Origin of the sequence: Janibacter anophelis NBRC 107843 (assembly GCF_001570945.1) — a bacterium.
In the GTDB taxonomy this organism is placed as follows: domain Bacteria; phylum Actinomycetota; class Actinomycetes; order Actinomycetales; family Dermatophilaceae; genus Janibacter; species Janibacter anophelis.
In genome coordinates, this window is the sequence record NZ_BCSQ01000012.1 from 32513 (window position 1) to 54398 (window position 21886).

General features: G+C 71.0%; 21 protein-coding genes. 7 read left to right on the plus strand and 14 right to left on the minus strand.

Going from position 1 to position 21886, the window contains the following annotated elements; all coding sequences use genetic code 11:
• Position 1: 1 nt before the first annotated feature.
• The 3 genes from JAN01S_RS04725 to JAN01S_RS04735 form a co-directional block, all read right to left on the minus strand.
• Positions 2 to 775: a ParA family protein gene (locus JAN01S_RS04725; protein ID WP_068314527.1), complete on the minus strand. Its 774-nt coding sequence runs from the start codon at positions 773 to 775 to the stop codon at positions 2 to 4.
• Between the two features lie 119 nt (positions 776 to 894).
• Positions 895 to 2208, minus strand: coding sequence for a DUF2252 domain-containing protein (locus JAN01S_RS04730; RefSeq protein WP_068314429.1), 1314 nt, complete (start codon positions 2206 to 2208; stop codon positions 895 to 897).
• Positions 2209 to 2252: 44 nt separating this feature from the next.
• Positions 2253 to 3098: a PHP domain-containing protein gene (locus JAN01S_RS04735; RefSeq protein WP_068314431.1), complete on the minus strand. Its 846-nt coding sequence runs from the start codon at positions 3096 to 3098 to the stop codon at positions 2253 to 2255.
• Positions 3099 to 3166: 68 nt separating this feature from the next.
• Here JAN01S_RS04735 and JAN01S_RS04740 point away from each other — a divergent pair, with 68 nt between their 5' ends.
• Complete coding sequence (locus JAN01S_RS04740) at positions 3167 to 4669, plus strand: aminopeptidase P family protein (protein ID WP_068314435.1); 1503 nt, start codon at positions 3167 to 3169, stop codon at positions 4667 to 4669.
• Positions 4670 to 4833: 164 nt separating this feature from the next.
• Here JAN01S_RS04740 and JAN01S_RS04745 read toward each other — a convergent pair whose 3' ends face one another.
• On the minus strand, positions 4834 to 5742 hold the full coding sequence (locus tag JAN01S_RS04745; RefSeq protein WP_068314440.1) for a type IV toxin-antitoxin system AbiEi family antitoxin domain-containing protein: 909 nt from the start codon (positions 5740 to 5742) through the stop codon (positions 4834 to 4836).
• 295 nt (positions 5743 to 6037) lie between these two features.
• Here JAN01S_RS04745 and JAN01S_RS04750 point away from each other — a divergent pair, with 295 nt between their 5' ends.
• Positions 6038 to 7093, plus strand: coding sequence for a MaoC family dehydratase (locus JAN01S_RS04750; protein WP_068314444.1), 1056 nt, complete (start codon positions 6038 to 6040; stop codon positions 7091 to 7093).
• A 16-nt stretch (positions 7094 to 7109) separates the two neighbouring features.
• Here the strand turns inward: JAN01S_RS04750 and JAN01S_RS04755 are convergent, their stop codons facing one another.
• Genes JAN01S_RS04755 through JAN01S_RS04765 form a run of 3 tightly spaced genes read right to left on the minus strand, consistent with a single transcriptional unit; the run spans position 7110 to position 9121 of the window.
• Positions 7110 to 7712: a hypothetical protein gene (locus JAN01S_RS04755; RefSeq protein ID WP_157075604.1), complete on the minus strand. Its 603-nt coding sequence runs from the start codon at positions 7710 to 7712 to the stop codon at positions 7110 to 7112.
• A gap of 36 nt (positions 7713 to 7748) precedes the next feature.
• Complete coding sequence (locus JAN01S_RS04760) at positions 7749 to 8489, minus strand: PIG-L deacetylase family protein (RefSeq protein ID WP_068314450.1); 741 nt, start codon at positions 8487 to 8489, stop codon at positions 7749 to 7751.
• A gap of 59 nt (positions 8490 to 8548) precedes the next feature.
• Positions 8549 to 9121: a YflT domain-containing protein gene (locus tag JAN01S_RS04765; RefSeq protein WP_068314453.1), complete on the minus strand. Its 573-nt coding sequence runs from the start codon at positions 9119 to 9121 to the stop codon at positions 8549 to 8551.
• A gap of 80 nt (positions 9122 to 9201) precedes the next feature.
• Between JAN01S_RS04765 and JAN01S_RS04770 the strand changes: the two genes are divergently transcribed.
• Positions 9202 to 10563 carry a serine hydrolase domain-containing protein gene (locus JAN01S_RS04770; protein ID WP_068314533.1) on the plus strand — a complete coding sequence of 454 codons (1362 nt, stop codon included), beginning with the start codon at positions 9202 to 9204 and terminating at the stop codon, positions 10561 to 10563.
• A gap of 32 nt (positions 10564 to 10595) precedes the next feature.
• Here the strand turns inward: JAN01S_RS04770 and JAN01S_RS04775 are convergent, their stop codons facing one another.
• The 5 genes from JAN01S_RS04775 to JAN01S_RS04795 all read right to left on the minus strand — a co-directional run bounded on the left by JAN01S_RS04775 (position 10596) and on the right by JAN01S_RS04795 (position 15963).
• The gene (locus JAN01S_RS04775; RefSeq protein WP_068314461.1) at positions 10596 to 11798 is read right to left on the minus strand and encodes an acyl-CoA dehydrogenase family protein; all 1203 of its coding nucleotides are present in this window, start codon (positions 11796 to 11798) and stop codon (positions 10596 to 10598) included.
• A 189-nt stretch (positions 11799 to 11987) separates the two neighbouring features.
• Positions 11988 to 12695: a L,D-transpeptidase family protein gene (locus JAN01S_RS04780; protein WP_068314464.1), complete on the minus strand. Its 708-nt coding sequence runs from the start codon at positions 12693 to 12695 to the stop codon at positions 11988 to 11990.
• Positions 12696 to 12888: 193 nt separating this feature from the next.
• The gene (locus tag JAN01S_RS04785; protein WP_169797165.1) at positions 12889 to 13857 is read right to left on the minus strand and encodes a L,D-transpeptidase family protein; all 969 of its coding nucleotides are present in this window, start codon (positions 13855 to 13857) and stop codon (positions 12889 to 12891) included.
• 153 nt (positions 13858 to 14010) lie between these two features.
• Complete coding sequence (locus JAN01S_RS04790; protein WP_068314467.1) at positions 14011 to 14880, minus strand: HpcH/HpaI aldolase/citrate lyase family protein; 870 nt, start codon at positions 14878 to 14880, stop codon at positions 14011 to 14013.
• A 3-nt stretch (positions 14881 to 14883) separates the two neighbouring features.
• On the minus strand, positions 14884 to 15963 hold the full coding sequence (locus JAN01S_RS04795; protein WP_068314473.1) for an HpcH/HpaI aldolase/citrate lyase family protein: 1080 nt from the start codon (positions 15961 to 15963) through the stop codon (positions 14884 to 14886).
• Between the two features lie 157 nt (positions 15964 to 16120).
• Between JAN01S_RS04795 and JAN01S_RS04800 the strand changes: the two genes are divergently transcribed.
• The 4 genes from JAN01S_RS04800 to JAN01S_RS04815 all read left to right on the plus strand — a co-directional run bounded on the left by JAN01S_RS04800 (position 16121) and on the right by JAN01S_RS04815 (position 19919).
• Positions 16121 to 16633, plus strand: a complete 513-nt coding sequence (locus tag JAN01S_RS04800) for a hypothetical protein (RefSeq protein WP_068314476.1) — start codon at positions 16121 to 16123, stop codon at positions 16631 to 16633.
• Positions 16634 to 16668: 35 nt separating this feature from the next.
• Entirely contained in the window at positions 16669 to 17943 is a 1275-nt protein-coding gene (locus tag JAN01S_RS04805; RefSeq protein WP_068314479.1) for a magnesium transporter MgtE N-terminal domain-containing protein, read from the plus strand.
• A complete protein-coding gene (locus JAN01S_RS04810; protein ID WP_068314481.1) occupies positions 17936 to 18481 on the plus strand; it encodes a DUF1003 domain-containing protein in 546 nt (181 codons plus the stop codon). Before JAN01S_RS04805 ends, JAN01S_RS04810 begins: the two co-directional genes overlap by 8 nt.
• A 295-nt stretch (positions 18482 to 18776) precedes the next feature.
• The gene (locus JAN01S_RS04815; protein WP_068314485.1) at positions 18777 to 19919 is read left to right on the plus strand and encodes an Mrp/NBP35 family ATP-binding protein; all 1143 of its coding nucleotides are present in this window, start codon (positions 18777 to 18779) and stop codon (positions 19917 to 19919) included.
• Between the two features lie 183 nt (positions 19920 to 20102).
• Here JAN01S_RS04815 and JAN01S_RS04820 read toward each other — a convergent pair whose 3' ends face one another.
• Entirely contained in the window at positions 20103 to 20510 is a 408-nt protein-coding gene (locus JAN01S_RS04820) for a twin-arginine translocase TatA/TatE family subunit (RefSeq protein ID WP_068314488.1), read from the minus strand.
• A gap of 3 nt (positions 20511 to 20513) precedes the next feature.
• Entirely contained in the window at positions 20514 to 21884 is a 1371-nt protein-coding gene (locus JAN01S_RS04825; protein WP_068314490.1) for a S1C family serine protease, read from the minus strand.
• Between the last annotated feature and the right edge of the window lie 2 nt (positions 21885 to 21886).

Consider the following 21886-nt stretch of genomic DNA (forward strand, 5'->3'; position numbering starts at 1 on the left):
CTCAGATCGCGGCGAGGATCGCTTCGGTGACCTCGCGGTAGGCGGCCGCGCCCTTGCTCGAGCGGGCGGTGTCGAGGATGGAGCGACCGGCCGCGGGCGCCTCGGCGAAGCGCACCGTGCGCGGGATCGGGGGCGAGAGGACGGGCAGCTTGTAGCGGGTGCCGAGGTCGTCGAGGACCTCGCGGGCGTGGTTGGACCGGCCGTCGTACATCGTCGGGAGGATGCCGATGGTCTTGAGCTTCTTGTTGAGCAGCTTCTTGACGTCCTTGACCGTGTCGAGCAGCTGTCCGACACCGCGGTGGCTGAGCATCTCGGCCTGCATCGGGATGATCAGGCCGGTTGCGGCGGTCAGGGCCGAGAGGGTGAGCACCCCCAGGCTCGGGCTGCAGTCGAGGAGGATGACGTCGTAGTCCTCGCGGACCTCCTCGAGCACCGACTGGAGGACGAACTCGCGCCCCGGTCGCGTCAGCAGCTGGGCCTCGGAGCCCGCGAGCTCGATCGTCGAGGGCAGCAGGTGCACGCCGTCACCGGCGTCGAGGATCGCGTCGGCGATCTCGGCCTGCCCGAGGACGACCTCGTTGACCGACAGCTCGACGGCGTCGGGGTCGATGCCGAGGCTGAAGGTCAGGCTCGCCTGCGGGTCGAGGTCGACGAGCAGGACCCGCCGCCCGAGCTCGGCCATCGCGGCACCGATGGATGCGACCGACGTCGTCTTGGCGACGCCGCCCTTCTGGTTGGCGACAGCGATGATGGCTGCCCTCTTCGCCCGTGCCACGTGTGACGCCTTTCGGTCGGAGTCGATGCCGGGCACATCCTCTCACCCTCCCCGGCGCGAAGGGGGTGCACCGCCCGTGTCGCGGACGGCCGGGTCTGGTGCCCGGGGCGGATGCCGGCTCAGACCGAGCGCACGCTGCCGATCCGCCCCTCGCGGAAGGCGTCGACGAAGAGGGCGTGGTCCGCGCGCACCCGCTGCGCGTAGTCGATGCCGAAGTCCACGATCTCCTGGACGAACTCCTCCTGCCGGTCGCGCAGCACCTGCGCGATCGCCTCCTCCGTCTGGAAGTCGACGATCGTGTGGTCGCTGTCGGCGTCGGAGACGCAGTGGATCTTCGCCGTCGCCTGCCCGAGGGCGGCCACGACCTCCTCGATCTCGGCTGGCTCGTGCAGGTCGCCCCAGGACAGGTCGACCTCGTAGGGCGAGACCTCATCGACGACGAAACCGACGTCGTCGATGGTCGTGAACCCGAGCAAGGGGTCGGCGTGGACCTGCAGGGCGCGCTGGCTGACGACGGTGCGCTCGCCCTCGTGACGGAAGGCCTGCTCGATCCGGGGCGCCTCGACGACATTCGCGAGAGCCGGCCGAGTGGCCTGCTTCATCGACAGCACGATGTCGTTCTCGTGCGCCTCGTTGAAGCCCTCGATGAGGATGCTGTAGGCAGGGAACCCGGCACTGCCGATCCCGAAGCCGCTGCGCCCGACGACGTCCTTGACCGCGTAGAAGGTCTCCCGGTCCACCCGCTTGGCAGGTGGGATGGTCTCCAGGTAGTCGCGGAAGGCCGCGAGCACCACCTCGCGCTCCGCCTCGTCGAGGCGACGCACCCCCTTCCCCTCCATGAACCGACGTCCGTCCCGGCCAGTGGTCGTCATCGAGTCGAGCATCGCCGCCCGGCTGCTGCTGCGGGCCCGCTGCAGGGTCGCGTGCAGCGCTCCGGACGTGTTGCCCAGCCGCAGGGCGAAGTCGGCGTCGCCGGTCCCCTCGACGAAACGGTGGACGCGCTCGATGTACTCGTCCAGGTACACGGCCGCCAGGTCGCGGACGGTCTGCTCGGGCAGTGCCTTCTGCCACGCCAGGACAGCGAAGCCGGCCACGAAGCGGCGCAGGTCCCAGGCGAACGGCCCGACGTAGGCCTCGTCGAAGTCGTTGACGTCGAAGACCAGCTCACCGTGCGAGTTGACGTAGGTCCCGAAGTTCTCCGGGTGGAGGTCGCCGTGGATCCACACCCGGCCCGTGCGCTCGTCGGCCCACGGCCGCTCCGCCGCGGCGAGGTCACGGTGGAAGAGGCACGCCGTCCCCCGGAAGAAGGCGAAGGGGTTGCCGGCCATCTTGCGGAACTTCACCCGGAAGGCGACCGGGTCGGCCGCCATCAGGTCGGCGAAGGCGGACTCGAGGGTGTCGATGACGTACTGCTGGCGCCGGTCGTCACTCATCTGCGCACCCTAGGCTCGCCACCTGTACGTCGACTGACCCGCGCTCAGCCCAGCACCGGCGTGACGCCCGAGGCGGCGGCCACGATGCGCTCGAGCGACTCGGGCGTCGTCGTGTTCTCCCCCAGGCGGTTGTCCTTGCCGTCGCCGTGGAAGTCGCTGCTGCCCGTGACGACGAGGTCGTGGCGGGCGGCGAGCTGCCGGGCGAAGGCGCGCCCGTCGTCGTCGTGGTCGCGGTGCTCGGCCTCGATGCCGACCAGGCCGGCCTCGACGAGCGCGGCGACGTCGTCGGCCCCCAGCGCGCGCTGGCGCTTGGTGGCGAAGGGGTGCGCCACGACCGGCACACCCCCGGCAGCGCGCACGAGCGCGACCGCCTCGGCGGTGTCGACCGCGTAGTGCGGCTCGTAGTAAGCGGAGCCGTTGTGCAGCCACCGGTTGAAGACCTCGTTGCGGTCGGTGGCGATGCCCGCGGCGACGAGGGCGTCGGCCAGGTGCGGACGCCCGAGGGCTGCCCCCTCCTGCACCTGCGCCAGCACGCCCTCCCACGTCACGGCGAAGCCGTCGTCCTGCATGTGCTCGACGATCCGCTGCAGGCGCGGCACCCGGTCCTCACGCATCCGCCGCATCTCCTCGGCCAGCGGCGTGTCGGCCGGGTCGAAGAGGTAGGCGAGCAGGTGGACCGAGCGCCCCCGGTGCCGGGTCGACAGCTCGGCCCCGCGCACGAGGGCGACCCCGTGGCGCTGCGCGGCCTCGGCGGCCTCGTCCCAGCCCGCGGTGGTGTCGTGGTCGGTGATCGCCAGCGTCGTCAGGCCCGCCTGCGCCGCCTGGGCGAGCAGGTCGGCCGGCGCGTCGGTCCCGTCGCTGCGGGTGCTGTGGGTGTGCAGGTCGATCACGCAGTCAGCCTATGCCCCGTCCCACAACCATCCGTGGATCGTCATCCACGAGGTGAGACGATGGCCCGATGAGCGAGGAGCAGCAGCAGGCAGAGAACCGCAAGCGGCCGACGACGGACGAGTTCCGGGCCTTCGTGGCGCAGGACTGGGCGCCGCGCAGCGACGAGCGGCCGGCGCTCACCGAGGCCGCGCGACGCGCGGCCGCCCGTCGTGAGGCCGTCTCGGCCACCCACCGGGGCGAGCGCCTCGTCATCCCCGCGGGTGGTCTCAAGGTGCGCAGCAACGACACCGACTACGTCTTCCGGCCGCACTCCGCCTTCGTCCATCTCACCGGCCTGGGCGCCGACCGAGAGCCCGACGCGGTCCTCGTCATGGAGCCCCTCGGCGGGCCCGACGACCACGCCGGCCACGAGGCGGTCCTCTACTTCCGCCCGCTCGCTCCGCGCGACTCCGAGGAGTTCTTCGGCGACACCCGCTACGGGGAGTTCTGGGTCGGTGCGCGCCCGTCGATCGAGGACGTCGAGTCGGAGCTGGGCCTGACCGGCCGGCACGTCGACCAGCTCGAGGACGCGGTGGGCAAGGACGCCGGGCAGGTCACCGTGCGTCTGGTCCGCGACGCCGACCGGGAGCTGACGGCCCAGCTGGACACCGTGCGCACCCAGGGCGGCGCCGACCAGGAGTCGCTCGCCGAGGCCGACGCCGAGCTGGTCCACGACCTGTCGCACCTGCGGATGGTCAAGGACGAGTGGGAGATCGAGCAGATGCAGGCCGCGGTCGACGCGACCCGCACCGGGTTCGAGGCCGTCATCCGCGAGCTGCCGACCCTGCCGGAGCGCGGGCGCGGCGAGCGCTGGGTCGAGGGCACCTTCGGTCTCGTCGCGCGGCACGAGGGCAACGGCGTCGGCTACGACTCGATCTGCGCCGCCGGCGACCACGCCAACACGTTGCACTGGATCAAGAACACCGGCGACGTCCACGAGGGTGACCTCATCCTCCTCGACGCCGGCGTCGAGCTGGACTCGCTCTTCACCGCCGACATCACCCGCACGCTGCCGGTGAGTGGCACCTTCACCGACACCCAGCGCGAGATCCACGAGGCCGTCGTCGCCGCGCAGGCCGCGGGCATCGCCGCGGTGAAGCCGGGCGCGAAGTTCTCCGACATCCACGCCGCCTCGATCCGGGTCATCGCCGAGCACCTGCACGCGTGGGGCCTGCTGCCCGAGGGCGTCTCGGTCGAGGACACCCTCGACACCGAGCACGGGCAGTACCACCGTCGCTGGATGGTCCACGGCACCAGCCACCACCTCGGTCTCGACGTCCACGACTGCGCCCTGGCCACCCGCGAGGAGTACATGGACGCCGAGCTGCAGCCGGGCATGGTCCTGACCGTCGAGCCGGGCCTGTACTTCAAGGCCGACGACCTCAAGGTCCCCGAGCGCTTCCGCGGCATCGGTGTGCGCCTCGAGGACGACGTCGTCGTCACCGAGGACGGCTGCCGCAACCTCTCGGGCGACTGGCCGCACTCCGCCGACGAGATCGAGGCCTGGATCGCGGACGTCCAGGCCCGCTGAGGCTCAGGCGAAGGGGGGCGCCCCCTTCGTCCATACACGGGCCGGGAACCGGGCCGGCACCTCCATCGCGGGCCGGGAACCCTGGGCCGGGCCGGGACATCCATTGCGGACCGGCTCACAACCCGGCCCAGCATGGCCAACCCGGCCCGACCAGGGTTTCCCGGTCACGCGGCCTGACGCAGTGCCCGCTGGATGATGGCGTGGACCCGCTCGGCGTCGTCCAGGTCGCTCCAGACGAGCCGCACGACGACGTACCCGGCGGCGCGCAGTCGGTCCTCACGCGCTTTTTCCGCCTGGAGCGCCCGCCGACCGTCCGCCCCGCCGTACTTGACCATCCCGTCGAACTCGACGACCACGCGCTCTCCCACGAGGAAGTCGACCCGCCCAACGAATCCCTGCGCGTCGTGGATGTCGACCTGACTGCGCACGTGCAGGCCCAGGTCGACGAGCATCACCCGGGTACGTGTCTCCCCCACCGACTCGCACACGGGGTCCGCGAGGTCGAGCAGTCGATTCAGCCGAGCTCGCGCTCGGGGCACCAGGCCGAGCGCCTCACCGGCGGTGAGGACCGAGTCCTTCGTCACGGCCTGCTCGTGCAGGGCCCGGTCGAGGCAGACCAGGGCCGGGATCGACGACCCCAGCGACATCTGGGCGATGGCGACGGCGACAGGCACAGCCGGCTGGCCACCCACGGGCGCGGACTCGACGCCCTCGGGCCACGGGTGCAGGCGCACACCACCACGGGTCCGCAGTCGCGGGGTGTCGGCCACGAGGTCGACGAGGGTGTCGGTCCCATACAACGGCAGGCCGTGCAGTGCCGCCGCGCTGGCATGCGAGGCCGCGGCGCCGGGACGGTCGAGGAGCATCGCCCGAGCCCGAAGGACGGCCTGCGTCTCTGGAGTCGCACCGTGCCACTGCACCCCGCCCACGTACAGACCGCGCCGGAGGCGCACCAGCTCACCCGCCCGCACGAGCCTGGCCACCTCGACCTCGTCGACGTCCGCCGCGCACAACTGCCTCGTCGTGCAGACGTGGTCGTGGGCGGTCAGCACCGCATGCAGTCGCGAGTCCATCACCGCAGTCTGGCCGTTCGGCCCTCGAAGGGTCCGGCGTCATCCACAGGCCCCCACCGCGCCGGGCACCGGTCGGGCCGGGATCTCCCGGATGGGCCGGGAAACCTCGACCCGGCCGGCTCACGAGCCGGCCAACTCTGCGCTTCCCGGCCACGCCAGGAGATCCCGGCCCTGCCGAGGGATCCCGGTCCAACCGGTGTGGCCGGGTCAACAGCCGGACCGGCCTCCCGCGCTGCAGGCGAAGGGGGAAGATGGCGGGAGTCTGCCCCCTTCGCCCCACCGAAAGGTCTCGCGCATGTCCACCAAGACCGTCCCCGGCAACTACTTCGAGGACTTCTCGATCGGCCAGGAGATCCGGCACGCGACGCCGCGCACGGTGACCGACGGCGACATCGCGCTCTACACCGGCCTGTACGGCTCGCGGTTCGCGGCGACGAGCGCGTCGACCTTCGCCGAGTCGATGGGCTTCGAGCGGATGCCGGTCGACAGCCTGCTCGCCTTCCACCTCGTCTTCGGCAAGTCCGTCCCGGACATCTCGCTCAACGCGGTGGCCAACCTCGGGTACGCGGGTGGGCGATTCGGGGCGCCGCTGCACGTCGGTGACACCGTGACGACGACCTCGACCATCATCGGGCTCAAGGAGAACTCCAACGGGAAGACGGGCGTCGTCTACGTCAACTCCGTGGGGGTCAACCAGCGCGGCGAGATGGTCGTCGACTACGTCCGCTGGGTCATGGTGCACAAGAAGGACCCGGCTTCCCCCGCGCCCGAGACGGTCATCCCCGACCTGCCGGGCGCCGTCGCCGCCGACGACCTGCTCGTCCCCTTCGACCTCACCGGGCGCGACTACGACCTCGAGCTGGCGGGCTCTCCCTTCGTCTGGGACGACTACGAGGTCGGTGAGCGGATCGACCACATCGACGGCATGACCATCGAGGAGTCGGACCACATGCTCGCCACGCGGCTGTACCAGAACACCGCGAAGGTCCACTTCAACCAGCACGCGCAGGGCCAGGCCAAGATCGGCCGCCGGCTCATCTACGGCGGCCACATCATCAGCCTCGCGCGGGGATTGTCCTTCAACGGCCTGGCCAACGGGCAGGTGATCGCCGCGATCAACGCCGGGGCGCACGCCAACCCGACCTTCGCCGGCGACACGATCTATGCCTGGTCCGAGGTGCTCGAGCGGATCGAGCTGCCCGGCCGCACCGACGTCGGCGCCCTGCGCCTGCGCACCGTGGCGACCAAGGACACCCCGTGCGCGGACTTCCCGTACAAGGGCGAGGACGGCACGTACCTGCCCGAGGTCGTGCTCGACCTCGACTACACGGTCCTCATGCCGCGCCGCTGATCCCCCGACGAGTGGCTCAGCCGCTCACACCCTCCCAGCGCCCGGACTCCCACGTCTCGAGCAGGTCATTGCCGATCGGCGCGAAGTCACCAGCGCCATTGGTCGTCAGCGCCGTGGCATACGCGCACGTCGGGTCCGCGTCGGCGCGCACGACCTGCACGGCGTCGTTGGGCATCGCCATGACGAGGACGAAGGGAGTGGGGTCCGGCGCGATGGCGCACCCCATGACGTCGCCGCTGGCCGGGATGGACCGCAGGTCGTCGACGATCGCGTCGCGGTCGGCGGACGGCAGCTCCTGCTCGGAGCCCCAGCGGAATCCGGTGCCCTGCTGCTCGTACCGGCACAGCACCACCTGACCGGGTGGCGTCGCCCCCACGAGGTGGGAGTCGGCTCCCGTGCCCGACCCGGACCCCGGCAGACCGCTCTGCGGGAGGGTCGCCGGGCACCGCGCGCCCAGCCCGAGCCGGCCCGGTGAGGCTCCGGAGGTCGACGGGGCATCAGGTGTCGTCGAGGTGGCGGGCTGGTCGAAGACATCCTCCGACACCCCGTCGCCGCACCTGCCGAGGACCAGCGCCGACATGACCAGGGCGACTGCGCGTACTGCTGCTCGCTGCGTCATGGAGGTCGGACGCAGCGAAGGGGAACATCGGTTCCCCTATCGCTGGAAGACCTCGAGGAGCAGCGCGTGCTCGACCGCGGGGTCCCCCACGGCTTGGGCACTGCCACCGAGGATGGTGCCGAGCAGCTCAGCGGGCTTCGGGAAGTCGTCGGGCAGCGCATCGTTGTACAGCCGGTGCTCCTCGAGCGACTCGACGGCGTCGTCGAGGTGGCCGGTGACGTCGACGAAGTGCGTCGGGTTCGGACCGGCGGCGACCGCGACGGCCTGCACCTTCCACGGCTCCAACCCGTCGGCGACGAGCTCGGGGAAGATCCACCGGTTGCCGGCGTCGGCCGTCGCGTCGAGCGTCGCCAGGCCGACGGCCCGGTGGTCGGCCTGGTTGAGGTTGCCGGCGCTGAAGGTCTCGGCGTGCGTCAGCGTCACGACGAGGTCGGGCTGGTGCCGGCGGATCGCGGCGGCGATGTCGCGGCGCAGCGCCACGCCGTACTCGACGACCCCGTCGGAGTGGTCGCCGAACTCGACGGTGTCGACGCCGACGACCGACGCGCTCGCACGCTCCTCGTCGGCGCGGGCGGGGGCGGCGTCGACCGGGTCCATCGTGTCTACGCCGGCCTCACCGCGCGTGAGCAGGAAGTAGCTCACGCGCTTGCCGGCAGTCGTCCACCTCGCCACGGCTGCGGCGATGCCGTACTCGATGTCGTCGGGGTGCGCGACGACGCACAGCACGGAGTCGAAGGTGGTCTCGTCGAGGGCGGCCAGGGCGGGCTGCGGGCTCATGGTGACGACGCTAGTGACCGGTGGACTCGCCGGACAAGCGCCACGCGGCGAAGGGGGTCTCAGCCCGCCGTGGGACCGCGCCGCTCGTAGTCGGCCCGGGCCTGCTCCTGGGCCCGGCGCACCTTTTCCTGGGCGGCGCGCATCGGGTCGAGCTCGGCGAGCAGCTCGCGGGCGGCGTGCACGTGCTTGTGCTCGGTGAGCACCTCGTAGCGGGAGGCGACGACCTGGCTGACCGAGGTGAAGTCACGCTGTCCGCCGGTCGAGCGGTACCCGAGCCACGCCCACACCGCACCGAAGGCGGCACCGATGAGCACGGTCGAGAGCAGCCGCGGGACCAGGCCCTCTCCCCCTTCGAACATCGCGAAGACCAACCCGACGAAGACACCGATCCAGACACCCGACAGCAGACCGCCGAGGACGACCTTGCCGCTCGTCAGACGCCCCTGCACCCGCTCGATCTGCTTGAGGTCGGTGCCGACGATCATGACGTCCTGCACCGGGAAGTCCTTGTCGGCGAGGAAGTCGACGGCCCGCTGCGCCTCGGCGTACGTGTCGTAGGTGTCCAACGACATCGGGTACTCCAGCCGCAGGTGGTGCTGCATCGGCGCGGTCATGTGGGGCTGGCTGCTCATGCCGCCATTGTCCCACCCCGGCCCGTGGTGGCCGAAAACGCCCACGACGACGACGAAGGGGATCTGGCAGGGTGACGAGCATGACCGCTCCCGCGCTGCTCCCCCTGACCGTCCGACGGCTCGACCGGATCACCGCGACCCTGCAGTCCACCGGTCGGATCCCGTCCCTCGTCACCGGGGTCGTGCGCGATGGCGCGCTCGTGCACTCGTGCGCGCGCGGCACCTTCGCCCAGGGTGTCGACCCGCTGCAGCAGCAGTACCGGATCGGCTCGATCACCAAGACCTTCGTCGCCGTGGCCGTCGTGCGCCTGCGCGACGCGGGGCGCCTGCGCCTGACGGACCCGATCGGCGACCACGTGTCGGGGACCCCCTTCGCCGACCGGACCATCGCCGAGCTGCTGACGCACACCGCAGGCATCGCCGCCGAGCCCGCCGGACCGTGGTGGGAGCGCTCTCCCGGCACCGACCGCGAGGGCCTGCGTGCGGCGATGGCCGACGCGGTCCGGGAGCGCCAAGGGCGGTACGTGCACTACTCCAACCTCGGCTTCGCCGTCCTCGGGGAGCTCGTCGAGCGCCTCACCGGCCGCGCGTGGCACGAGGTCGTCGCCGACGAGGTCCTCGCCCCGCTCGGGATGGCGCGGACGAGCGCGGCGCCGGTCGCCCCCTTCGCCACGGGCTACGCCGTCCACCCGTACGCCGACGTCCTCCTGCCCGAGGCGGTGCAGGGCACCGGCGCGATGGGGCCGGCCGGGCAGCTGTGGTCGACGATCCCGGACCTGGCGCGGTGGGCCGCCTTCGTCGCCGGCGACACCGGCGACGTCCTCTCGACCGACTCGCTCGAGGAGATGTGCGAGCCGGTCGCCGTCATGGACGGGGACGGGTCACGCAGTCGTGGGCTGGGCTTCGAGGTCGTCCGCGAGCGCGGTCGGGTCCTCGTCGGGCACGGCGGCTCGATGCCCGGGTTCCAGGCCGGTGTCCGGGTGGAGCGGGCGACGTCGACGGGCGTCGTGCTCACCCTCAACGCCACGACCGCCACGGACGCACCCGGGGTCGAGGACCCCTTCGACGTCCTCGACGACTGCGAGCCGCGCCTGCCGGAGGTCTGGGCCGCACGGGAGTCCGTGCCGAGCGGCCTGCTCGACCTGACCGGGGCGTGGTTCTGGGGTACGTCCGAAGGAGTCCTCCACCTCCTGCCGAACGGCTGGCTGCGGCTCGACACGGTCTCGGGGATGATGCCGCCCAGCCGATTCCGCCCGACGGGCGAGGACACGTGGGTGGGTCTGGAGCGCTACTTCCGCGGCGAGACGCTGCGGGTGCACCGGGACCCGAAGGGGGTCCCCCGCCACCTCGACATCGGCACCTTCGTCCTCACCCGGCGCCCGTACGAACCCGGGAACGTCATCCCCGGTGGGATGGGCGAAGGGGGCTGGCCCACCACGTAGGTGCGGGCCAACCCCCTTCGTCGGGCGCGGACTCAGCCCTTGACCGGGTAGTCCTTGAGGATGCTCTTGCCGATGATCATCTTCTGGATCTCGGCGGTGCCCTCACCGATGAGCAGCATCGGGGCCTCGCGGTAGATCCGCTCGATCTCGTACTCCTTGGAGTACCCGAAACCGCCGTGGATGCGGAAGGACTGGTTCACCACGTCCGCGCAGTACTCGGCGGCCATGTACTTGGCGATACCGGCCTCGAGGTCATTGCGCTCGCCCTTGTCCTTCAGGCGCGCGGCCTTGACCATCAACTGATGCGCGGCCTCGACCTTGCTCGCCATGTCGGCGATGCGGAAGAGGATCGCCTGGTGGTCGACGATCTTCTTGCCGAAGGTCTCCCGCTGCTGCGCGTACGCGACACCGAGCTCGAAGGCGCGCATCGCCAGGCCGCAGGCGCGGGCGGCGACGTTGACGCGACCGACCTCGACGCCGTCCATCATCTGGTAGAAGCCCTTGCCCGGCTCGCCGCCGAGGATCTTGGCGGTCGTCGTCCTGTGGCCGTCGAGCACGAGCTCGGTCGTGTCGACGCCCTTGTAGCCCATCTTCTCGATCTTGCCCGGGACGGTGACGCCCTGGGCGGTCTCACCGAAGCCCTCGGTCTTGTCGACGAGGAAGGTCGTCATGTTCTTGTGCGGGCTGTCGTGACCCAGGTCGGTCTTGACGAGCACCGCGACGAGGTTGGCCGACGCGCCGTTGGTCAGCCACATCTTCTGGCCGTTGATCGTCCAGTCGTCGCTCTCACCGTCGCGCACGGCCTTGGTCTTGATCCCCGCGACGTCGGACCCGAGGCCCGGCTCGCTCATCGAGAAGGCGCCACGGATCTCACCGGTGGCCATCTTCGGCAGGTAGTGCTGCTTCTGCTCCTCCGTGCCGTGCTTGAGGATCATGTACGCGACGATGAAGTGGGTGTTGATGATCCCGGAGACCGGCATCCAGCCGCGGGCGATCTCCTCGACGCACAGCGCGTAGGTCAGCAGCGACTCACCGAGCCCGCCGAACTCCTCGGGGATCATCAGTCCGAAGATCCCCATCTCCTTCATCTGGTCCACGATCTTCTGCGGGTACTCGTCGGCGTGCTCGAGCTCCTGCGCGACCGGGATGATCTGCTCGTCGACGAACTCCTTGACCAGGCCCAGCAGGTCGACCTGCTCCTCGGTCAGTCCGTCGGTCGTCTGCAGTCGGGACATGCGCCCACCTTCGTTGTGTCGTTGCGGGGATCCGGGTCAGTATCTCAGCGGCCCGCGGGCGGGGCCATGGTGTCCGAGGGTGTCCTCGGCCACGCCACCCGCGCTCCCACCACATGACGAAGGGAGGAGAGCCGCAGCTCTCCCCCCTTCGAGTGCTCGGCCGCGGACGGCCTCACGCCTCAGTGCGGCTCAGTACACCCAGACCTTGGTCCCGATCGGCGCGAGGTTGGCGCGCCAGATGGAGTTGATCGCGTCATTGGACAGACGGGCGCACCCGTGCGACGCGGGGTACCCGGGGATGGACGTCGAGCCGTGCAGCGCGATGCCCCCGTTGAAGTACTTCGGTCGCCACAGCTGGCCGAGCGGCGCGTAGCGCATGCCGTCGATCTGGCGGAAGATCGTGAACCGACCGGGCGGCGTGCGGTGGTTGGAGTCACCGGTGCTGGTGTTGAAGACCCACTTGGTCTGGCCGTTGACCACGAAGATCATGATCTGTCGGCGCAGCTCGATCTCGATGAGCGTGCCGCTCGTGGACTTGGGCCACTTGCGACCCATCCGGTTGATTTTGTCGATCGTCGCGGGACCAGCGATGCCGTCGCGCTTCATGCCGTAGACCTTCTGCACGGCCATGACGGCCTGCTCGGTCGTGTGTCCGTAGATGCCGTCGCTGCCCGAGTGCCAGTAGCCCTTGGTCGCCAGCGTCCGCTGGAGCTGCTTGACCGCGGCGCCGCGGCTGCCGCGCTTGAGCGTCGTGGCCGCCTCCGCCGCGGTGGGGACGATCAGGCCGGTCCCGACGACGGCACCGGCTGCCGCCGCGAACGAGCCGCGGACGAGGAGTCGGCGCTCCGGGGAGTCCTCGACGTCGAGGGTGGCGTGTCGTGGGTGGTACGTGCTCATCGCGGTTCTCATTTCTCCTCCGTGGCGAGCCCCCTGCAGCCCGCGCTTGACACCCCAGACGCACCAGCACGCTCCGTGGTTGCCGGGGTTTGCCATGGATCTTACGGGCAACCCCGCCGCCGCGGTGTCACGATTGCGGAAACGCCGGAAGCCGGGCCTCTCGTCGGCCCGGCCTCCGTGTCGTGCAGTCCCGTCAGTACACCCAGACGCGGCGACCGATCGGCGCCAGGCCCGCGCTCCAGATGTAGTTGATCGCCGAGTTCGACAGCCGCGTGCAGCCGTGCGACGCGGGGTACCCGGGGATGGACGTGGAGCCGTGCAGCGCGATGCCCCCGTTGAAGTACTTCGGTCGCCACAGCTTGCCGAGCGGTGCGTACCGCATCCCGTCGATCTGGCGGAAGATCGTGAACCGCCCGGGAGGCGTGCGCCACCCGGCCTTGCCGGTGCTCGTGTTGAACACCCACTGCGTCTGCCCGTTGACCACGAAGATCATGATCTGCCGGCGCAGTTCGATCTCGATGACCGTGCCGCTCGAGCTGCGCGGCACCTTGCGTCCCATCCGACGGACGACCGACATCGTCGCCGGTCCGCAGACGCCGTCGCGCGTGAGGCCGTAGACCTTTTGCACGGCCATGACGGCCTGCTCGGTCGTCTGGCCGTAGATCCCGTCACTGCCGGAGTGCCAGTAGCCGCGCGCGCGGAGCCGGATCTGCAGGTCCTTGACCGCGGACCCGCGATCCCCCCGCTTGAGCGTCGAGCCCGTCGGCGGCTCGGACGGCTCCTCGGGGTCGTCGCCGCCCCCGCCGCCGGAGTCGAGGTCGTCGACGACGGCCCACGTCCTCGGGCCGCAGATGCCGTCCTTGACGAGCCGGTGGTCGCCCTGGCAGTCGATGACGGCGGCCCGGGTGCGTGACCCGAAGATGCCGTCGGCGGCGCCGGGGCGGTAGCCGCCACCGCTCAGCTTGCGTTGCAGCTCGGCCACCGCGCTGCCGCGGCTGCCGAGCCTGACGGTCGGGTGGGTCGCGGCCATGGCCGGGACGATCGCTCCCGTGCCCACCGCGGCGGTGGCTGCTGCCGCGGCGAGACCACCGCGGACCAGGAGCCGCCGTTGCGGCGATTCGGCCACATCGGCCGGCGCATGACGTGCTGGATAGGTGCTCATCTTCGGTCCCCTCCTACCGAGGGCGAGCTCCCTGACGCCCGCCCGGTTCGGGGCGAGCGCCCTGAAGCCCGCCCTTTCACCACCAGACGCGCGACGGTGCGGCGTGGTTGCCCGGGTGACCGAAGTTCTTCCGGACAACCACGCCGAAGGGGGTCAGGAGCGGGCCGTGATCGCCTCGTGCGTCGAAAGAACTCGCCGCGCGATGTCGACGTGGAGGTTCTCGATCATCTTCCCGTTGAAGGTGACCACGCCGGTGCCGGCGCCGTCCTCCCAGGCCTGCAGGATCCCCTTCGCCTCCTCGACCGCCGCCTCGCTCGGGGCGAAGGTCGTGTTGCACACCTCGACCTGACCGGGGTGGATGAGGGTCTTGCCGTCGAAGCCCATGTCACGGCCCTGCTCGCACTCGGCGGTGAAGCCCTCGATGTCCTTGACCGCGTTGTACACGCCGTCCAGGACCGCGATGCCCGCCTCGCGCGCCGCGAGCAGCGCCCACGACAACGACGTGAGAAGGGGGGCGCGCCCCGGCACGTGGTCGGCCTGCAGCTCCTTGACCAGGTCGTTGGTGCCCATGACGAAGGCGACGAGCCGGTCGGACGCCCCGGCGATCTCGCGGATGTTGAAGATCGCGGCGGGGGTCTCGATCATCGCCCAGAGCTTCGTGTGCTCGGGCGCGCCGGCGGCCTCCATCGCCGCGACGAGCTGGCGCACCTCGTCGGCGGTGTTGACCTTGGGCACGACGATGCCGTGCGGGCCGGCCTGCGAAGCGGCGGCGATGTCCTCGTCGTGCCACTGGGTGCCGATGCCGTTGACGCGGATCGTCAGCTCACGGTCGCCGTACTCACCGGACTGCACTGCGGCACAAGCGGCCTCGCGGGCAGCGGGCTTGTCGTCGGGACCGACCGCGTCCTCGAGGTCGAGGATGAGGGCGTCAACCGGCAGGGTCTTGGCCTTGTCCAGCGCGCGGGCATTGGAGCTGGGCATGTAGAGGACGGAGCGGCGGGGGGTGTAGGTGCTCTCGGTCATGGCTCAGGCCTCCGCGTAGAGCTTGGCCAGCTCCGGGTCGTTGGCGGACAGGCGCTCGGCGAGCTCGAGGATGACCATGCACTGCTTGTAGCTGGCGTCGTCCTCCATCTTGCCGTCGATCATCACGGCACCGGCACCGTCGGGCATGGCCTCCTTGACGCGGCGGGCGTGCGCGACGTCCTCGACGGAGGGGCTGAAGACCTTCTTGGCGATGTCGATCTGCACCGGGTGCAGGCTCCACGCGCCGACGCACCCGAGGAGGAAGGCATTGCGGAACTGGTCCTCGCAGGCCACGACGTCCTTGATGTCGCCGAAGGGCCCGTAGAACGGGAAGATCCCGTGCATCGCGCAGGCGTCGACCATGCGCGAGATCGTGTAGTGCCACAGGTCCTGCTGGAAGACGGTGCGCTCACCGAAATAATCAGGAGTGCCGGCTGCGTCTTCATTCCCCTTCGTCGGGTCCTGGCGCACGAGGTACCCGGGGTGGCCGCCACCGACGCGGGTGGTCTTCATCCGGCGGTCGGCCGCGAGGTCGGCCGGGCCGAGCGAGATGCCCTGCATGCGCGGGCTGGCGCCGGCGATCGCCTCGACGTTGGCGACACCGCGGGCGGTCTCGAGGATCGCGTGGACCATGATCGGGCGCTGGACGCCCCCCTTCGCCTCGAGCTGCGCGAGGATCCGGTCGACGTAGTGGATGTCCTCCGGGCCCTGCACCTTGGGGACCATGACGACGTCGATCTTGTCGCCGACCTCGGTGACGAGGGTGGTCAGGTCGTCGAGGACCCACGGGCTGTCGAGCGCGTTGACACGCGTCCACAGCTGGGTGTGCTCGCCGAAGTCGACCTCACGCGCGATCTTGACCAGGCCCGCGCGGGCCGCCTCCTTCTTGTCCGCGACGACGGCGTCCTCGAGGTTGCCCAGGAGCACGTCCGAGACACCGACCATCGACGGGACCTTGGCCGCCATCTTTTCGTTGCTCGGGTCGAAGAAGTGGATCATCCGGCTGGGCCGCGCCGGCACCTCGCGGACGGGTGCGGGGGCACCCACGGCGAGGGGGGCGAAGAAGTCCTTGGCACTGCGCATGTGTGGCTCGAGTCCTCTCAGGGTGAGCGAAGGGGGGTTCCCGCGAAACCTAGCAAGCGGCCCGGTCCTCCCGTTATGACCGCACACACATGACTCCCGGTCGCTGCCCGACCTGCGCTCCGTGGACCCCCGACCGGGCCGGCCCTAGGGTGACGCCATGAGCGAGGTCAACCTCTCGGCACTGACGAGCGAGGCGCTGTCGAAGTCCGGCGTGCTCTGGCTGCGGCTGCCGGACGGCGAGCGCCTCACCTGGTTCGCCACGGGCAGCGACGAGCTCGACGGCCACTTCCTGCTCGTCTCGGGAGGGCTCGAGGCCGATCTCGGCGTGCTGCCGGAGCAGCTCGAGATCGTGCTGCGCAGCAAGGGTGACGGCGGCCGGCTGCTCACCCTGCGCGCCCGCGCGCAGTCGCTCGACCCGGGCAACCCGTGGTGGGAGCCCGCGGCCGCGGCACTGCTCGGCGAGCGGCTCAACGCTCCGAGCGACCTGCTCGACCGCTGGCGCAGCGAGTCGATAATCTGGCTCGTCTCCCCCTTCGGCGCACCGGTGCAGTCCCCCGGGCGCACCGGTCCGCAGGGCTCCGAGCGCGTCGCGGGACCGGTCACCCCCGGAGCGGCCGGCACGCCGGTGCGACGGCCGTGGCACCTCGGCGGGCGCGGCCGTCGGGGCTGACTGGCAGGGGCCACTCCCATGGTTAGTCTGTGAGGGTGAGCGCTCCCACCCGGTTCTTCGTCGCCCGTCTGGCGAGCCTCAACGTCTTCGACCCGCTCGGCGACCAGGTGGGGCGGGTGCGCGACGTGGTCGTCACCTTTTCCCCCTCGCGGCGCCCGCGGGTCATCGGCCTCGTCGTCGAGGTCCCGGGTCGGCGGCGCGTCTTCGTCCCCATGACCCGGGTGACCTCCGTCGAGGGCGGTCAGGTCATCACGACCGGCCTGGTCAACATGCGCCGCTTCGAGCAGCGCGCCACCGAGACCCTCGTGCTCGCCGACCTGCTCGAGCGCCCGGTCACGGTGCGCACCGACGACGGTCAGATCGAGGCGACCGTCGAGGACATCGGCGTCGAGCAGTCCGCCAACCGCAACTGGTCGGTGACCAAGGTCTTCGTCCGTGGGGGTCGCCAGTCCCGCCGTGGGCTGCTCGTGCGTCGTCGCGGCGAGACCTTCACCGTGCCCGTCGAGGACGTCACCGGCCTGTCCGCGTCCGTGAGCGCCGCCGAGCACTCCGCGGTCAAGCTCCTCGAGTCCGTCGAGGACCTCAAGGTCGCCGACCTCGCGGAGGTCGTCATCGACCTGGCGCCCGAGCGACGCGAGGCCGTCATCGCCGCCCTCGACGACGACCGGCTGGCCGACATCATCCAGGAGCTCGGTGACGACGACCAAGGCGAGATCATCGGCCTGCTCACCCAGTCACGCGCCGCCGACGTGCTCGAGGCCATGGACCCCGACGACGCCGCGGACCTGCTCGCCGCGCTGCCGCCCGACCGCGCCGAAACGCTGCTGCAGCTCATGCAGCCCGACGACGCCGAGCCGCTCCGCCGCCTGCTCAGCTACGACGAAAACACTGCCGGCGGTCTCATGACGACCGAGCCGGTCGTCCTCGCGCCCGAGGACACCGTCGCCGAGGCCCTGGCCGTCGTGCGTCGCGAGGAGATCACCGCGGCGCTGGCCGCCACTGTCTACGTCTGCCGGCCCCCGCTCGAGACACCCACGGGCAAGTACCTCGGGATGATCCACATCCAGCGGCTGCTGCGCGAGCCCCCGCACGAGAGCATCGGGCGCTACCTCGACAAGGCGATCGACCCCCTTCGCCCCGAGGCACCGCTCGGCCAGGTGACGCGCACGCTCGCGACCTACAACCTCATCTCGGCGCCCGTCGTCGACGAGGGCGAGCGCTTGCTCGGCGTGGTGACGGTCGACGACGTCCTCGACCACATCCTCCCCGAGGACTGGCGCGAGGAGAGGCACGAGGTGACCGATGAGTGAGCGTCGCCAGAGCCGCGTCGACACCCCTCAGGAGGTGCGCCGGCAGCTGATCCGCAGGCCGTCGGGCCTGTCGACCGAGACCTTCGGTGTCGCGTCTGAGCGGTTCGCGCGCTTCATGGGCACGCCGCGCTTCCTCATCTGGATGTCGATCTTCGTCGTCCTGTGGTTGGCGTGGAACACCTTCGCGCCCGAGAGCGCGCAGTTCGACCCGCGCTCGCTCAACTACACGCTGCTGACGCTCATCCTCTCCCTGCAGGCCTCCTACGCCGCGCCGCTCATCCTGCTCGCGCAGAACCGGCAGGACGACCGCGACCGGGTCGCCCTGGAGCAGGACCGGGTGCAGGCCGAGCGAGCCCTCGCCGACACCGAGTACCTCACCCGTGAGGTGGCGGCCCTGCGGTTGGCGCTGCGGGAGACCGCGACGCGCGACTTCATCCGCAGCGAGCTGCGCGACCTGCTCGAGGAGCTCGAGCGTCGTGATCCGGCTCCGGAGCGGGGCGACGAGGACGAGACCGAGGAGCCCGGACCAGCCCGGTGACGAGGTGGGCGAAGGGGGCGCCCCCCTTCGCGTCGGTGCACGCGGGTCCGGGACAACCGGACCGGGCCGGGATATCCGGGTCTGGCCGGGAAAACTGGGTCTGGCCGGGACATCCATCGCGGGCCGGCTCACGACCCGGCCCAGCACGTCCAAGCCGGCCCGTCCCGGACATCCCGGTCATGTGGCGTCCGCCGCCTGAGGGCGTTTGACCCGCCCGACGTCGTCGAGGTCTCTCCACACGAGGCGCACGACGACCGGGTTCGGCAGGCGGCGGGCGCCGACCTACCATGGAGCAATGGCTCCACACCCCACGATCACCGACGAGCAGCTGCGCGCCGCGCTCGAGACGGTCATCGACCCCGAGATCCGTCGCCCCATCACCGAGCTCGGGATGGTCGAGTCCGCCGCCGTCGACGCCGACGGGGTCGCCTCCGCCACGATCCTGCTGACCGTCTCCGGGTGTCCGATGAAGGACACCCTCACGGCCGACACGACCAAGGCGCTGCAGGGCATCGAGGGCGTCACCGACGTCAAGGTGACCCTGGGCGTGATGAACGACGAGCAGCGCGCCGAGCTCAAGACGCACCTGCGCGGTGGCCAGGCGGAAAAGGAGATCCCCTTCGCCAAGCCGGGCTCGCTGACGCGCGTCTACGCGATCGCTTCGGGCAAGGGCGGCGTCGGCAAGTCCTCCATCACCGCCAACCTCGCCGCGGCACTGGCCGCGGAGGGGCTCAAGGTCGGGGTCGTCGACGCCGACATCTACGGCTTCTCCATCCCCCGCATGCTCGGCGTGACGCACCCGCCGACGCAGGTCGACGACATGATCCTGCCGCCGATCGCCTCGGACGTGAAGGTCATCTCGATCGGCATGTTCGTCCCCGGCAACCAGCCGGTCGTCTGGCGCGGGCCGATGCTGCACCGCGCGCTGCAGCAGTTCCTCGGGGACGTCTTCTGGGGCGACCTCGACGTCCTCCTGCTCGACCTGCCCCCGGGCACCGGTGACATCGCGATCTCCATCGCGCAGCTGATCCCCAACAGCGAGATCCTCGTCGTGACGACCCCGCAGCAGGCCGCCGCCGAGGTCGCCGAGCGGGCCGGCTCGATCGCGATGCAGACCCACCAGCGCCTCGTCGGCGTCATCGAGAACATGTCCTGGCTCGAGCTGCCCGACGGCTCCCGGCAGGAGCTCTTCGGCTCCGGTGGCGGGCAGTCGGTCGCCGACTCGCTCACCCGCACCGTGGGTGCCGACGTGCCGCTGCTCGGTCAGATCCCGCTCGACGTCTCGCTGCGCGAGGGCTCGGACCAGGGCGACCCGGCGGTGCTGTCCAACCCGGACGGCCCGGCAGCCGTGGCGCTGCGCGGCATCGCCCGTGGCCTGGCGACCCGCTCGCGTGGCCTCGCCGGCCGCAGCCTGGGCCTGACCCCGATGGGTCGCTGACCCGGGCCTCCCCGACCGAACGACGAGACCGCGCATTTCCCCGGGGGAGATGCGCGGTCTCGTCGTTCTCCAAGTCCCGGGCGTGCTCACGTCGTGACGTCGAGCGAGCGCATTTTCCCGGGGAAATGCAGAGTCTTGACGTCAAAGGACTGCATTGCCCCAGGGCAATGCAGTCTCAGGAGGTCAGGTGGCCTCGCGGTCCCAGGGCGTCCCGGCCAGCGCGGCCCCGGACGGGTCGGCCGCAGCGCCACTCGCGGCGACCGCGCCGGCCGCCGCCGCGGCAGCGCCGACGGCGGCAGCTCCCTTCGCCGGCTTGTCGTCGATCGAGAAGGCGTCCTCCAGGGGCTCCATGAGCGCCTGCTTGACGATGCGCCGCGGGTCGTACTGGCGCGGGTCGTACTGGCGCCAGTCGAGGTCGTCGTACTCGGGCCCCATCTGCTCCTTGAGCTGCACCTTGGCGTCATTGGCCATGCGGCGCAGCCGGACGATGAATCGGGCCAGCTTCGCGGCGTACTCCGGCAGCTGCTTGGGACCGAGGATGATGAAGGCGAGGACGATGAGGACGAGGAACTCGGTCCCGTGCAGCGGCATCGCTCAGTTCTCCTTCGCCGCTTCGAGCGTCATCGTCAGCTCCTGCTCCTTGCCGTCCCTGCGGACCTTCAGGGTGACCTTATCGCCCACGGCCTTGGCTCGGATCCGGGTGATCAGCTGGTCGAGGTCGGTGATGCGGCGACCGTCCATCTCGGTGATGAGGTCGCCCGGCTCGATGCCGGCGTTGTCCGCCGGCCCGTCGGGCACCACCGCGTCCCCGCCGGGGACGTCGGAGTCCTCCAGGACCTTGGCTCCCTCGCCGGTCCAGCGACGGTCGAGGCTCACGCCGATCATCGGGTGGACCGCCTTGCCGGTGGCGATGAGCTGGTCGACGGTGCGCACGACGACGTCCGACGGGATGGCGAAGCCCACGCCGATCGATCCCGACGCCTGGCGCTGACCCGGCACCTGGGCGATCGCGGAGTTGACGCCGATGACGTCGCCGTCGCCGTTGAGCAGCGGCCCGCCGGAGTTGCCCGGGTTGATCGCCGCGTCGGTCTGGATCGCGGAGATGAAGGACTCGTCCCCCGCCTCGCCCGCGGAGACCGGGCGCTCCAGCGCGGAGACGATGCCGGCGGTGACCGTCGAGCCCAGCCCGAGGGGCGAGCCCACCGCGACCACCTCGTCGCCGACCACCACGTCGTCCGAGGCGCCGATCTGAAGCGGCTCGAGGTCGTCGGCCTCGACCTTGAGCACCGCGAGGTCGTAGGAGGAGTCCTGACCGACCACCTCGGCGTCGTACCGGGTGCCGTCAGGCAGCTCGATGCTCACCTCGCCGCCCTCGCCGGCACCGTCGACGACGTGGTCGTTGGTGACGATGTGCCCGCGGTCGTCGTAGACCCAACCCGAGCCCGTGCCGGACCCGCCGCCACCGCGCACCCGCACCGTGACGACGCTCGGGACCGCGTCCGCGGCGATCGCCGCGATCGACCCGTCGGGCCGCTGGGCGGGATCGCCGTCGCGCTGCACGATGGTCGGTCCGCCCCCTTCGCCGTCGAGCAGGGCCACGCCACCGGCGCCGATGCCACCGGCGAGCAGAGCCGCGGTGAGCGTCATGACGCCCGCCCCGAGCCACCCCGGGCCACGTCGGCGCGCCGCGGGAGGAGCGAAGGGGGGAAGCTGCTGCGGGTGCCCAGCGCTGGCCACGGGTGCGGCCGGCCACATCCGGCCCGGGTCATGTCCCCCGGCGTCGTACGACGCGGTCGGTGCGTCGTGGGCCTGCTGACCGTAGGACCCGACGCCGTACGGCTGGGTGTGCTCGGGCGACCGCTCGAAGCTCTCGTACGGAACGTACGGGCCGGGCGCCTCCGGTGCGACTGACTCGGTGGGCGCGTCCTGGGGTCGGGGCTCTTCACCCGGGTGCGGAGAGCTCATGA